Origin of the sequence: Tomitella biformata AHU 1821 (assembly GCF_000524475.1) — a bacterium.
Taxonomy (GTDB): Bacteria; Actinomycetota; Actinomycetes; order Mycobacteriales; family Mycobacteriaceae; genus Tomitella; species Tomitella biformata.
The window spans coordinates 1-12,276 of sequence record NZ_BAVQ01000013.1 but is presented as its reverse complement, the minus strand read 5'-3'; the positions used below and the strand labels follow the sequence as shown (position 1 = coordinate 12,276).

Here is a 12,276-nt window from a genome sequence, read left to right as displayed (position 1 = left end):
TTTAAGTGGGAGATATCTTTCAGTTATGCGTAGTGTTGGTCCTGCGTTGCTGCCAGTGTTCCGGTCGCAACATCAGGCGGAGTTGCTGATGTGGCTCATGCTGCACCCTGACCAGGAGTTCGGTGTGAGCGATCTTGCTGCGCGCTTGAAGGTGCCGCTATCCACTTTGCATCGCGAGGTGGTCCGTCTTGACGAAGCGGACCTTGTGACTAGTCGGACGCTGGGGCGAAACCGGCTGGTGCGGGCCAACACCAGCCACCCCGCTGCTCCAGCCCTCACCCAGTTGCTGGAGATAACCTTCGGGCCGAAGGTGGTGATCGCCGAAGAGTTCGCAGTCGACGGCGTCGAGCAGGTGCTGATCTTCGGGTCATGGGCGGCACGGTATGCCGGCGCGGCCGGACCTCCGCCGCGGGACATCGATGTGCTGGTGGTCGGCAAGGTCGACCGGGCCGATGTATACGATGCGGCCGACCGGGCGCAGGCGCGGCTCGGTATCGAGGTCAATCCGGTTGTGCGTACTGCTCAGCAGTATCAGGATCCCGCTGATGTGCTCGTCGCCCAGATCAGGGCGTCGGCGTTCACAGTCGTGTTCGAGGCATAATGGCTCGCTGGAGGCGTGGCGAAGACGAGATCAACGCGCTCGTCGCGTCCGGGGCTTTGCAGAAGCTCACTGGTGAGACCGCTAGCGGCGAGCGGCTCCTGAAGAAGGCGGCGGTCACGCTGGAGACGGCAAGGATAGCCGTGAAGCGGGATCCAGACTCGGCCTTTGTACTCGCCTATGACGCGGCACGTCAGGCAGTGACCGCTCTGCTCGCACATCAAGGACTGCGGCCCACGACGAAAGGGGGGCACTACGCTGTCGAGGAAGCCGTGCGTGGACAATTCGGTCCGGGCTTTCGACAGTTCGGCGCTTTGCGTAGACGGCGCAACGAGTTGGAGTATCCGGAGCGGCCCGGCGACGACGCCGCCGTCGATGAGGCGGATGTGGCAATCAAACACGCTCAGGCGATCGTCACGGCGGCGGAGAACATCATCGGTCAGCTTGGTTTGTACTGATCATCTGCCCCCGCCGCCATCGCCACGATCCGCTCGCGCGCCCTCCGGCCCTCCCTCGTCGGCACCAGCGGATACACGTGGCAGGCGCCCTCGGCGATGGTCAGGTCCACTTCGACGCCGGCCTCTCGCGCCCGCCGCGCCAGCACCTTGACGTCCGGGTACACGATGTCGAGGGTTCCGCAGTACACGTGCAGCGGCGGCAGCCCGGTCATGTCCCCGAACACGGGGCTCAGCCGCGGGTTGTCGCGGTCGGTGCCGGCGGCCCACGTCTGGCCGGCGAGGATCGCGCCGGGCCTGGCCAGCCATGGGTCCAGCGGCTCTAGCGCGTCGATCTCGGGATTGCGGCACGCGATGTCCAGCCACGGCGCGATCAGCGTCAGGGACCGGGGCAGCGGCCGGCCCGCGTCGCGCAGGGTCTGGGCGAAGCCCAGAGCGAGGCCGCCGCCCGCGGAGTCGCCCATGATGACCAGCTCATCCGAGTCGGCGGCCAGGCCGTCGTAGACCTTGTCGAGCAGCTCGTAGGCCTCGGTGAACGTGTGCTGCGGGGCCAGCCCGTACAGCGGCACGCGCACCGTCGCGCCCTGATCGGCGAGCTTCGAGATCAGCGCCCAGTGCTGCGGGGCGATCGAGTTCACATACCCGCCTCCGTGCAGATACAGCACGCCGCGGCCGGTCGCGCCCGCCCGCGGCGTCACCGTGAAGAGGCGGAAGCCCCGCACCGTCGACTCTTCGACCAGGTGTCGGGACCGCAGCCGGCGCGGGGGCGCCGGGTCGGCTTTCGGGGCACGAAGCTGCTTGGCGAAGTGGTCGACATCGGACCAGACGGGTTTGCGGGTGCGGCGCAGATACACCGAGACGATGGCCATCTCAAGGTTCAAGGGGTCTCCTTGTCGTAGGGCGCCGCCCAGTGTTCCACGCGGGCTGTCTTGACGGGGCGGGCACGCGAAAGTATCATTCGAATGAACGTTCTATTCTCCGCCGCTCCTTCCCTGCGGCGGGGACCGTGCGTAGTTGTCAGGGAAGGGGTCCGTCATGCGTTGGAGCGATGGCCCGCAGACCTGGTCGGAGATGGAGCGGGTGCTCTCGGGCCGTGCGCCCGTGGTGGGGGATGGCGGCGACGGCCCCGCCTGGTCCCGCAAACGCGGGGAGTACCTGGCCCCCGAGGTGGCGCCGCCGCGCACGACGGTGCCCTACGCGGAGCTGCACGCCCACTCGGCGTTCAGCTTCCTCGACGGGGCCAGCCAGCCGGAGGCCCTGATCGAGGAGGCTGCGAGGCTGGGCCTGGAGGCGATCGCGCTCACCGACCACGATGGGCTCTACGGCGTGGTCCGCTTTGCCGAGGCCGCGATGGGCCTCGGCATGCGGACCGTGTTCGGGGCGGAACTGAACTTGGGCGCGTCGGGAGAGCGTGCCGGGGCCAGCGGCGGGCCGGATCCCGATGGCACTCATCTGCTGGTGCTCGCCCACGGGCAGGAGGGCTACCGCAGGCTCTCCCGCGAGATCTCCGCCGCGCACCTGGCCGGCGGGCAGAAGGGGCACACCCGCTACGACCTCGACGGGCTCGCCGACGCGGCGGGCGGGCACTGGCAGATTCTCACCGGCTGCCGAAAAGGCCACGTGCGCAAGGCACTACAGTCGGCCGGCGGGATCGCCGCGGCGGAGGCGGCGCTGGGGGAGCTGATCGAGCGCTTCGGCCGCGAGCACGTCACCGTCGAGCTCACCCGGCACGGCGTGCCCGAGGACGACGAGCGCAACGACGCGCTGTTCGAGTTGGCCCGCCGCCACCGCCTCGGCGTGATCGCCTCCACCGCCGCGCACTACGCGGCGCCCAAGAACGGCCGCCTAGCGATGGCGATGGCGGCGGTGCGGGCCCGGCGCAGCCTCGACGACGCCGCGGGCTGGCTGCCGCCGACGGGCGGGGGCCACCTGCGCTCGGGGGCGGAGATGGCGGCGCTGTTCGCGCGGTACCCGGGGGCTGTCGAGCACGCGGCGGAGCTGGGCCGCGAGCTGGCGTTCGACCTGCGGCTGATCGCGCCCAAGCTGCCACCGTTCGATGTGCCGACCGGGCACGACGAGCGCAGCTGGCTCCGCGAGCTGACCATGCGCGGCGCGGCCCGGCGCTACGGCAGCGCGCGGGAGAACCCCAAGGCGTACAAGCAGATTGAGCACGAGCTAGCCGTGATCGAGCAGCTGGACTTTCCCGGCTACTTCCTCGTGGTCTGGGACATCGTAGAGTTCTGCCGGCGCAGCGACATCCTCTGCCAGGGCCGGGGCTCGGCCGCGAACTCCGCCGTCTGCTATGCCCTGGGAATCACGGCGGTCGACGCCGTCCGCAACGGGCTGCTGTTCGAGCGGTTCCTGTCCCCGGACCGCGACGGCCCGCCCGATATCGACGTGGACATCGAGTCCGACCGCCGCGAGGAGGCCATCCAGTACGTCTACCAAAAGTACGGCCGCACCCACGCCGCGCAGGTCGCCAACGTCATCACCTACAGGGGGCGCTCGGCGGTGCGGGACATGGCGCGCGCGCTCGGGTTCTCGCCGGGCCAGCAAGATGCGTGGAGCAAGCAGGTCAGCCGCTGGGGCCGAGTCGGCGGCCAGAAAGACGAGCATCATGACATCCCCGCCGCCGTCCTGGACCTCGCCGGCCAGATCGAGGACTTCCCCCGCCACCTGGGCATCCACTCCGGCGGCATGGTGATCTGCGATAGGCCCGTCGCCGACGTATGCCCCGTCGAGTGGGCCCGCATGGCGAACCGCAGCGTCCTGCAGTGGGACAAGGACGATTGCGCGGCAGTGGGTCTGGTGAAGTTCGACCTGCTGGGACTAGGCATGCTGTCCGCGCTGCACTACGTGATCGACCTCGTTGCCGAGCACAAGGGCCTCACCGTGGACCTCGCGCAGCTCGACCTCGCCGAGCCGGCCGTCTACGAGATGCTCCAGCGCGCGGACACCGTCGGGGTGTTCCAGGTGGAGTCCCGCGCGCAGATGGCGACACTGCCCAGGCTCAAGCCCCGCAACTTCTACGACCTTGTCGTGGAGGTCGCGCTGATCCGCCCCGGCCCCATCCAGGGCGGCTCGGTGCACCCGTATATCCGGCGGCGCAACGGTGCGGAGCCGGTGAGCTTTGAGCACCCGTCGATGGAGCCCGCGCTGGCCCGGACCCTCGGCATCCCGCTGTTCCAGGAGCAGCTGATGCAGCTGGCGGTGGACGTCGCCGGGTTCAGCGGGGCCGAGGCGGACCAGCTGCGCCGGGCCATGGGTTCCAAGCGCTCGCCGGAGAAGATGGACCGGCTGCGCGGGCGCTTCTATGACGGCATGCGCCAGCTCCACGGCATCACCGGCGAGAAGGCGGACCGGATCTACGAGAAGCTCTACGCCTTCGCCAATTTCGGTTTCCCCGAGAGCCATTCGCAGTCCTTCGCCGCGCTGGTGTTCTACTCCGCGTGGTTTAAGCTGCACCACCCGGCGGCATTCTGCGCGGCGCTGCTGCGGGCGCAGCCGATGGGTTTTTACTCCCCGCAGTCCCTCGTCGCCGATGCCCGCCGGCATGGCGTCGTGGTCCACGGCGTCGACGTCAACGCGAGCCTGGCCGAGGCCACCCTCGAGGGCGACGGTCTTCAGTTGCGCCTGGGCCTGGCGGGGATCCGCAGCCTCGGGGCGGACAAGGCACAGGAGATAGAGGATGCCCGACGCGCGGATGGCGACTTCACGTCGATGCTGGATCTGACCGGCCGGGTGGAACTTTCGACCGCGCAGGCCGAGGCCCTCGCCACGGCGGGCGCCTTCGACTGCTTTGGGGCCACCCGCCGCCAGGCCCTGTGGTCGGCGGGTGCGGCGGCGGCCGAGCGCCCGGACAAGCTGCCGGGACTGGGCACCCTGGCCAACGCGCCGTCGCTGCCGGGTATGAGCAAGCTCGAGCTGGCGGCGGCGGACGTGTGGGCCACCGGCATCTCCCCGGACAGCTATCCCACCGAGTTCCTGCGCGCGCACCTGGACTCGCTCGGTGTGGTGCCGGCCAACGGGCTGCTCGGGGTGCGCGACGGCTCCCGGGTTCTTATCGCCGGCGCCGTCACGCACCGCCAACGCCCGGCCACCGCGGGCGGGGTGACGTTCATCAACCTCGAGGACGAGACGGGGATGGTCAACGTCGTGTGCTCGGTGGGGCTGTGGGCGCGGCACAAACAGCTGGCACACACCGCGACGGCGCTGCTGGTGCGCGGGCAGGTGCAGAACGCGACGGGCGCGGTCAGCGTGGTCGCCGAGCGGCTCGAGCCCCTGGACCTGAGGATGGCGGTGAAGTCGCGGAACTACCAGTAGGAGGTCAGCCTGCGCAGCAGGCAGGACCGTCGATGGCGGGGCTCTCGCCCATCTGCTCGGCGTCGGCCTTCACGACGTAGACCTCCCACGGCTCCTGTCCGGGACCGTGCACCCAGACCTTGTCCTGCAGCGCGTAGCAGCAGGACGTGTCATTCTCCTCGAAGGTGGCGAGCTCGGCGGCCTTGAGTCGGGTGGTGGCCGCGGCGACCTCCTCGGCGGTCTCCACCTCGATGCCGAGGTGGTCCAGGCGGGTGGCCTGGCCGGGCTCGCCCTCGATCAGGACGAGCTTGAGTGGCGGATTTGCGATCACGAAGTTCGCGTAACCGGGTCGGCGTTTGGCGGGCTCGACGCCGAATAGCTTGGAGTAGAAGGTCACCGAGCCTTCGAGGTCGGCGACATTGAGGGCGAGCTGGGCGCGGGACATGACGGTCACTCCAATGGCGTTGTATTGATAACTGTCGATGCCATCTTGCGCTCTGAATCTAGAAATATCAATATAGATAGGTATCGAATCAGGGTCTGGGGGCGGCGTCCGCCGCAGTGGCCACTAGTGCGGGATACTGGCCGCATGATCGTCAGCGCGCAGATCAAGCCGAACAGCAAGAAGGGCCCCCTCGTCGAGCGGCAGGACGACGGGACCCTGGTGGTCTTCGTGCGCGCGCCGGCGGTGGAGGGCAAGGCGAACAAGGCCGCGATCGAGGTGCTGGCCAAGCACTACGGCGTGTCGAAGAGCCGTGTGGAGCTGGTCTCGGGCCACACCTCGCGGCACAAACGGTTCGAGGTGTCCGAGTAGTCAGCTCTGGTCAGGCGTGGGCAGGATGTGGTTTGCCGCCATGAACTGGGCGCGGGAGCCATTAGCCTTGACGATCGCCTCGATGGCGCCCCAGGCCAGCATCAGCAGGTGCTCGATCAGCTCGTCGACGTCCGTCGTGCGATGCGACATCCAGCGGTGGGTGGCCACCTGCACCGCGCCCACGACGCCGTATGCCCAGGTGCTCGAGCCCTCGGTGGCGAGGCCGCGCTGCGCGAGGTGCAGGCGCAGGACCTCGGCGAGCATGTCGGCGACGATCTGCTCGCTCGCCGCGACGGCGTCGCGGACACCCGGCCCGGTGGCCTTCATTCCCATCACGAACGGGTAGATCTCCGGCTCGTCGGCGACCGTGCGGACATAGACGGAGATGGCGGCCTCGGCCAGCCCGAACTCGTCCAAGTCCTGGGAGAAGGCCTCAGCGAGGGCGGGTGCTAGCCGGTTCTCCATGAAGCGGAGCGTCGCGGCACTGGTGAGGTCGCTCTTGTCCTCGAAGTAGCGGTAGAGCACGGTCTTGGACACGCCGATCTCGCTGGCGATCTCGTCCATGCCGATGTCGCTTCCGCGGCGCCGGATAGCGGCCAGCGCGCCGTCGGCCAGTTCCGACCTGCGGGCGAGCTTATGTTCCTGCCAGCGCCGCTTCCGGCCATCGATCACCGGGGCTGCCGATTGCTTGCTGTCCGTCACCGTGCTCCACATTGCCTGTCAACTCTGCCGATTTCTGTCTCTAGCAACTGTATGTGGTGCCAGGAATGCGGTGGCATGCGGTGGCGGGTCATCCTTCCCGCGAATGTGACGTTGGCCCCCGATAGCGCGCGCGGCGGGCGTGCGGCGGCGACAATGGCTAGGTGCTGACAACATTTGACGACGCTGCGAAGGTCAAGGATCTGCGCCGCATGAAACTCGTGGCCACGGGTTTCCTGGTGGGCGTGACGCTGGTGTACCTGCTGTGCCTCCTCTCGGAGGGCGGCGGTGAGCACGGCTGGGTGTCCTATGTGAAGTCCGCGGCTGAGGCGGGCATGGTCGGCGGGCTCGCGGACTGGTTCGCCGTCACGGCGCTGTTCCGGCATCCGCTGGGGATCCCGATCCCGCACACCGCCATCATCCGAAAGAAGAAGGATCAGATCGGGGAGAGCCTCGGCTCGTTCGTCGGCGAGAACTTCCTGGCGCCGGAGGCGGTGCTGGGCAAGCTCGAGTCGGCGCGCATCCCCGAGCGGGTCGGCACGTGGATGGCACAGCCGCGCAATGCCGAGCGGGTGGCGGCGGAGGCGTCGACGCTGGCGCTGGGATTGGTGACGGTGCTCAAGGACGACGACGTCCAGCAGATCATCGACGCGACCATCGTGCGCCGCCTCGCCGAGCCGGCGTGGGGCCCACCGATCGGCAAGGTCCTCGAGGAGCTGCTCAAGGAGGACCGCCAGCTGCCGATCATCGAGATGCTGTGCGAGCGGGCGTACGAGTGGGCGCTGGGCTCGCAGGAGACCATCGACCGGGTCATCACGCGCGATTCGCCGACCTGGTCGCCGAAGTTCGTCGACATGATGGTGGGGGAGAAGATCCACCGAGAGATCGTCGAGTTCACCTGGAAGGTGCGCTCGGACCCGCAGCATGAGATTCGGCAGGCGATGAACGCGTTCCTCGTCGACTTCGCGCGGGACCTCCAGAACGATCCCGCGACGATGGCCAAGGCGGAGAAGGTCAAGGCCGAGCTGATGGGGCGCAAGGAGATCGCGACGGCGGCGGAGGCGGCGTGGCGGATCGCCAAGAAGTTGATCGAGGACTCGGTCCGGGACCCGTCGAGCACATTGCGGACAAAGTTCGTCGAGTACAGCATCCGTATCGGCGAGCGCCTGCGGGACGATCCGGCGGCACGCGGCAAGGTCGACCGCTGGCTCTCAGACGGCGCGCGATACGTGGTGGAGAACTACTCCGGCGAGATCACCAGCGTCATCACCGACACCGTCGCGCGGTGGGACGGGGAGGAGGCCAGCCGCAAGATCGAGGTGCAGGCCGGGCGGGATTTGCAGTTCATCCGGATCAACGGAACGGTGGTCGGAGCGCTAGCTGGCTTGGTGATTCACGTTGTTTCGCAAGTCATCGTCGGCGGGTAGTTGAGCATTAAAACAGTCTGGACCAGCGTGATCGATCGCACAGGGAAAATTACCCCAGTGCAAGCAACGTGCTTGCAATAGTTAGCAGATCTGCTATTCTGGGTTCGTAGCCAACGGAGGATGCCATGACTGAGAACGTAGAGAATGCGGTTGCGATCGGCACGGAAAAGGTCGTCAACACCGCGCAGGACATCGGCAGCTTCATCCGGTCGCAGCGCGAGACCGCGCAGTTCTCCCTGCGGCAGTTGGCTGAACGTGCGGGGGTGAGTAATCCGTACTTGAGTCAGATCGAGCGGGGGCTGCGCAAGCCCTCAGCCGAGGTCCTGGGCCAGATCGCCAAGGGGCTGAGGATGTCCGCGGAGGCGCTGTATGTCCGCGCGGGAATCCTCGAGCAGCGTGAGCCGAGCCCGGTGCGAGACGCCGTGCTCAGTGACCCCGCTTTGACGGAGCGGCAGCGGCAAGTGGTCCTTGAGGTCTACGAGTCCTTCTGTCGAGAGAACGTCGCCGTGGCGGCTGCAACCGCAGCCGTCGAGGCAGCCGGAGCCGATCCCAAGGTGACGGCACCGGTCAATTGACCACCGGTCGACCGACCGAAATCTACCCATTCAGGGAGCGTGACATGTCCAACCCGATCGAGAATGTAAAGACCCCGCTGTTCGCCGCCGTCGGTGCAGGCGACTACGCGCTGCAGGCCGTGACTGAGGTCGCCACCAAGCTGCGCGAGCGTGCCGAGGCCCGCACCGCGGACTGGCAGGCCAAGGCGGAGGAGACCCGTGAGCGTCTGCAGGGGCTGCCCGAGGATGTCCCCACCCAGATCTCCGACCTCCGCGAGAAGTTCACCCCCGAGGAGCTCCGCAAGGTCGCCGAGGCGTACGTCCAGGTCGCGACCGACCTGTACAACTCCCTCGCAGAGCGCGGCGAGGGGGCCGTCGAGCGCCTCCGCCACCAGCCGCTGGTCGAGGAGAACCTGGAGCGCGCCGAGGCCTATGTCGCCGACGCCCGCGAGCTGACCGAGGAGGCCCTCGGCACCGTGGCGGCCCGTACCCGTGAGGTCGGCGAGCGCGCCGCCAAGCTGGGCGGCCTGGTCTCCAACCGCATCGGCGATGCCAGCATCGATGCCGGCGAGGAGCTCAACGAGGCTGCTGACCGTGTGGTCGACGCCGGCGCCGACGCTGCCGACAAGGTGACCGAGATCGCCGACAAGGCGAAGAAGTCCGCCACCGAGGCTGCCGCGAAGGTTTCCGAGGCGGCGCAGAAGCAGGCCCCGGCCGCGAAGAGGGCTGCTCCGGCCGCCCCGAGCAAGCCGGCCGCCAAGGCCACCCCGGCCACCCCGGCTGCCAAGGCTGCTCCGGTTGCTCCCGCCGCCAAGCGGGCCCCGGGCAAGAAGGCCTGAATTAGCTCGGCACTTGCCGAATAGCGTTATCGGACGCCCTGGACACCGTAATGGTGGCCAGGGCGTCTGCTATCCGTAGACTGACGGGGTGCAAACCGTATCGTGGTTGTTCTTCGCCCTTAAGCTCGCCGCCCTCGCTTTCGGGGCCGTGGCGGTGGTTCATGCGATCCGGCAGCGTGCGGACGCGTTCCCAGCCGTGGGCAAGTTGACCAAGCCCATCTGGCTCGGCATCCTCGCGGTGTCGACTATCGTGATCTTCCTGATGGGGCCGGTGAGCCTGTTTGGAGTCATCGGCGTGGTCGCCATCGGCGTGTACATGGCCGATGTCCGCCCCAAGGTCGACGAGATCCAGCAGCCAAAGTCCTGGTGACTTCGCGGGCCCGGTGCCATACTGGATGTATGTAACCGGAAGTCCTGGCTACATTTCGCGAGAGCGGGTCGATCATGTCGATCACCGGAAATCGTGTCCAGCCGCCAGCGCCGCGGCCGCCTCGGCAAGAGACCGCCGCCCGGCTGCTGAACTCCTCCGCACGTAAATCCTTCGACCCCAATGTCGAGATCGACTGGGACCAGCCCCTCGACCCCGCCCTGTACGGCATGACGCCGGAGTGGTGCAGCCTGTACGGCACCGAACTGTGGGAATCGATGTCGCAGGAGCAGCGCGTGGCCTTGACCGCGCACGAGGCTGCGAGCATCAGCTCCACCGGCATCTGGTTCGAGATGATCCTGATGCAGATGCTCCTGCGGGATATCTACTGGCAGGACTTCGCCAGCGCCCATGTGCGGTTCGCGCTGACCGAGATCGGCGACGAGTGCCGGCACTCCGCGATGTTCGCCCGCGCGGCGCAAACCTACGGGATCCCCAGCTATAAGCCCGGTCGGGTGTTGATGTGGCTGGGCACGTTCTTCAAGTCCACGTCCACCGGCTCGCTGGCCTACGGCGGCACCCTGTTCGCGGAGGAGATCCTGGACATGATGCAGCGCGATTTCATGCGCGATGCCCGCATCCAGCCGATCACCCGGGAGGTCAGCAAGATCCACGTGACCGAGGAGGCCCGCCACATCCGCTTCGCCCGCGAGGAGGCCATCCGCAAGGCGGCGGAGCTCACTCGGCTGCAACGTTGGTATGTCCGGCTGTCGCTCGGCGGTGTCGCGTTCTTCATCGTCCGCACACTGGTCAGCCCCGAGGTGTACCGGGCCGTCGGCCTCGACCCGAAGCAGGCGCGACGCGCGGCGCGCCACAACCGGCACTATTCCGCGATGCTCCACGAGGGCTGCGCGGGGACGGTGGAATTCCTGGACTCAATCGGCTTGATCGGCGGGCCGTCCGCACTGCTGCTGCGCCGGGCGCACATCGCCTAGGCGCTGGGATTTTATTGCTGCGGCGCGGTCGAAAAAGTTCTACGCTACAACGGTGTCCCCGCGTTCTCGCGGGGGACACCTGCGTGTGCGGGTAGATATGTGGGAGCGGAGAAGGATCGGGCTGATGGTCAATATTCCAGGCACCAATCTGCCCTTGCGGCCAGCAACCGCGCTGGCTCTCACGCGATTCGGGGGCGGCGGCCGACGAGTCCCCTCGGCCTCGGACACCCACGATCGCCGTCGCGCGATGGATTTGCTGCTGCGCGATCCGACCATCGATCCGGAGATCCTCGAGGTGGTCGCCGATGACGGCACGGCCATCTACACGGAGGCGCGCGGCCCGGCCGACGGCGTCCCCATCGTCCTCAGCCATGGCTGGTCCTGCCACTCGCGGGTGTGGAACGCGCAGATCAACGATTTGGCGCAGAGCCACCGGGTGATCGTCTACGACCAGCGCGGGCACGGACGCACTCCCAGCGGCCTCAGCGAGCCCACCATCGCTACCCTCGGCGACGATCTCGCCGCCGTCGTACGGGCCGCGGTAGCCGGCGGGCAGCGCGCGATCCTGGTCGGCCACAGCATGGGCGGCATGACGATCAGCGCCTGGGCGGGGCGGTACCCGGGCCTGGTGTCCGAGCAGTGCCGTGGCGTCGTGCTGGCCAGCACCGCGACGGACCGCCTACTCAACGATTTCGGCGTGCTGCCCTTCCCCACACGACTGCCCGGCGCGTACGCGGTGGGCCGGGTCGCGCTCTCCGCCCCGCTGGCCGCGGGCCTGCTGCCGGCCTGGGGCTTCCAATATGCCTCGATGGGCGGGGGCTCCACTCGCGCGCAGGTGGCGTTCAGCCGGGCCATCGTGGGCAGTTGCCGGGCCCGCAACCGCGGCCGCTGGGGCGTGGCGCTCAGCGACGTCGACGTGCGGGTAGGCCTGGCGGCCATCACCGCGCCCACCACCGTGATCGTCGGCTCTGCGGACAGGCTGACCCCGGCCGTGCACTCGGAGCGGATGGCCGAGATGCTGCGGGCGACCGGCGCCCTAGAGCGCTATGTGGTGCTCGACGGCGCGGGGCACATGACCCCCGTCGAGGCGCCCTTCGAGTTCAACGCGGAACTGCGGCACCTCGTCGAGGTGACGAGCTAACTTGCCGTGCCGAGCTGATATATATCGAGTAGGCCTTCACAAACACCTCCGGAGGTGCAAGGAAGGGAATGTAAGAAATTCCCAC

General features: G+C 68.0%; 13 protein-coding genes. 10 read left to right on the top strand and 3 right to left on the bottom strand.

Annotation, left to right across the window (positions count from 1 at the left end):
* The first annotated feature begins 124 nt into the window (after window positions 1-124).
* Window positions 125-601 (top strand): helix-turn-helix domain-containing protein, encoded by a 477-nt coding sequence (locus tag TBIF_RS06885; protein ID WP_235174559.1) that lies wholly within the window; start codon window positions 125-127, stop codon window positions 599-601.
* Window positions 601-1,056 carry a HEPN domain-containing protein gene (locus TBIF_RS06880; protein WP_024794102.1) on the top strand — a complete coding sequence of 152 codons (456 nt, stop codon included), beginning with the start codon at window positions 601-603 and terminating at the stop codon, window positions 1,054-1,056. The genes TBIF_RS06885 and TBIF_RS06880 overlap by 1 nt, the downstream gene beginning before the upstream one ends.
* Here the strand turns inward: TBIF_RS06880 and TBIF_RS06875 are convergent.
* On the bottom strand, window positions 1,038-1,934 hold the full coding sequence (locus tag TBIF_RS06875; RefSeq protein ID WP_024794101.1) for an alpha/beta hydrolase fold domain-containing protein: 897 nt from the start codon (window positions 1,932-1,934) through the stop codon (window positions 1,038-1,040). The two genes, TBIF_RS06880 and TBIF_RS06875, sit on opposite strands and share 19 nt — an antisense overlap.
* A 154-nt stretch (window positions 1,935-2,088) precedes the next feature.
* Here TBIF_RS06875 and TBIF_RS06870 point away from each other — a divergent pair, with 154 nt between their 5' ends.
* Window positions 2,089-5,376 (top strand): error-prone DNA polymerase, encoded by a 3,288-nt coding sequence (locus tag TBIF_RS06870; RefSeq protein ID WP_024794100.1) that lies wholly within the window; start codon window positions 2,089-2,091, stop codon window positions 5,374-5,376.
* A 4-nt stretch (window positions 5,377-5,380) separates the two neighbouring features.
* On the opposite strand, the gene TBIF_RS23090 is transcribed toward TBIF_RS06870, so the two are convergent.
* Window positions 5,381-5,800 (bottom strand): ArsI/CadI family heavy metal resistance metalloenzyme, encoded by a 420-nt coding sequence (locus TBIF_RS23090; RefSeq protein ID WP_038170192.1) that lies wholly within the window; start codon window positions 5,798-5,800, stop codon window positions 5,381-5,383.
* 144 nt (window positions 5,801-5,944) lie between these two features.
* Between TBIF_RS23090 and TBIF_RS06860 the strand changes: the two genes are divergently transcribed.
* Window positions 5,945-6,169, top strand: coding sequence for a DUF167 domain-containing protein (locus TBIF_RS06860; RefSeq protein ID WP_024794099.1), 225 nt, complete (start codon window positions 5,945-5,947; stop codon window positions 6,167-6,169).
* On the opposite strand, the gene TBIF_RS06855 is transcribed toward TBIF_RS06860, so the two are convergent.
* The gene (locus TBIF_RS06855) at window positions 6,170-6,883 is read right to left on the bottom strand and encodes a TetR/AcrR family transcriptional regulator (protein ID WP_038170190.1); all 714 of its coding nucleotides are present in this window, start codon (window positions 6,881-6,883) and stop codon (window positions 6,170-6,172) included.
* Window positions 6,884-7,080: 197 nt separating this feature from the next.
* On the opposite strand from TBIF_RS06855, the gene TBIF_RS06850 reads away from it, so the two are divergent.
* The 6 genes from TBIF_RS06850 (at window position 7,081) to TBIF_RS06825 (ending at window position 12,191) form a co-directional block, all read left to right on the top strand.
* On the top strand, window positions 7,081-8,295 hold the full coding sequence (locus TBIF_RS06850; protein ID WP_051461400.1) for a DUF445 domain-containing protein: 1,215 nt from the start codon (window positions 7,081-7,083) through the stop codon (window positions 8,293-8,295).
* A gap of 125 nt (window positions 8,296-8,420) precedes the next feature.
* Entirely contained in the window at window positions 8,421-8,870 is a 450-nt protein-coding gene (locus TBIF_RS23085) for a helix-turn-helix domain-containing protein (protein WP_024794096.1), read from the top strand.
* A 44-nt stretch (window positions 8,871-8,914) separates the two neighbouring features.
* A complete protein-coding gene (locus TBIF_RS06840) occupies window positions 8,915-9,688 on the top strand; it encodes a hypothetical protein (protein ID WP_024794095.1) in 774 nt (257 codons plus the stop codon).
* Between the two features lie 88 nt (window positions 9,689-9,776).
* Window positions 9,777-10,058, top strand: coding sequence for a DUF2516 family protein (locus tag TBIF_RS06835; protein WP_038170183.1), 282 nt, complete (start codon window positions 9,777-9,779; stop codon window positions 10,056-10,058).
* A gap of 74 nt (window positions 10,059-10,132) precedes the next feature.
* Window positions 10,133-11,050, top strand: a complete 918-nt coding sequence (locus tag TBIF_RS06830; RefSeq protein ID WP_024794093.1) for an AurF N-oxygenase family protein — start codon at window positions 10,133-10,135, stop codon at window positions 11,048-11,050.
* A 124-nt stretch (window positions 11,051-11,174) separates the two neighbouring features.
* The gene (locus tag TBIF_RS06825) at window positions 11,175-12,191 is read left to right on the top strand and encodes an alpha/beta fold hydrolase (RefSeq protein ID WP_024794092.1); all 1,017 of its coding nucleotides are present in this window, start codon (window positions 11,175-11,177) and stop codon (window positions 12,189-12,191) included.
* Window positions 12,192-12,276: the final 85 nt, after the last annotated feature.

What these genes read in the sequence shown, in the direction of transcription:
- TBIF_RS06870 (WP_024794100.1), top strand. Translation starts at nt 2,089, where the DNA reads ATGCGTTGGAGCGATGGCCCGCAGACCTGGTCGGAGATGGAGCGGGTG.
- TBIF_RS06880 (WP_024794102.1), top strand. Translation starts at nt 601, where the DNA reads ATGGCTCGCTGGAGGCGTGGCGAAGACGAGATCAACGCGCTCGTCGCG.
- TBIF_RS06825 (WP_024794092.1), top strand. Translation starts at nt 11,175, where the DNA reads ATGGTCAATATTCCAGGCACCAATCTGCCCTTGCGGCCAGCAACCGCG.
- TBIF_RS06860 (WP_024794099.1), top strand. Translation starts at nt 5,945, where the DNA reads ATGATCGTCAGCGCGCAGATCAAGCCGAACAGCAAGAAGGGCCCCCTC.
- TBIF_RS06830 (WP_024794093.1), top strand. Translation starts at nt 10,133, where the DNA reads ATGTCGATCACCGGAAATCGTGTCCAGCCGCCAGCGCCGCGGCCGCCT.
- TBIF_RS23085 (WP_024794096.1), top strand. Translation starts at nt 8,421, where the DNA reads ATGACTGAGAACGTAGAGAATGCGGTTGCGATCGGCACGGAAAAGGTC.
- TBIF_RS06850 (WP_051461400.1), top strand. Translation starts at nt 7,081, where the DNA reads ATGAAACTCGTGGCCACGGGTTTCCTGGTGGGCGTGACGCTGGTGTAC.
- TBIF_RS23090 (WP_038170192.1), bottom strand. Translation starts at nt 5,800, where the DNA reads ATGTCCCGCGCCCAGCTCGCCCTCAATGTCGCCGACCTCGAAGGCTCG.
- TBIF_RS06855 (WP_038170190.1), bottom strand. Translation starts at nt 6,883, where the DNA reads ATGTGGAGCACGGTGACGGACAGCAAGCAATCGGCAGCCCCGGTGATC.
- TBIF_RS06840 (WP_024794095.1), top strand. Translation starts at nt 8,915, where the DNA reads ATGTCCAACCCGATCGAGAATGTAAAGACCCCGCTGTTCGCCGCCGTC.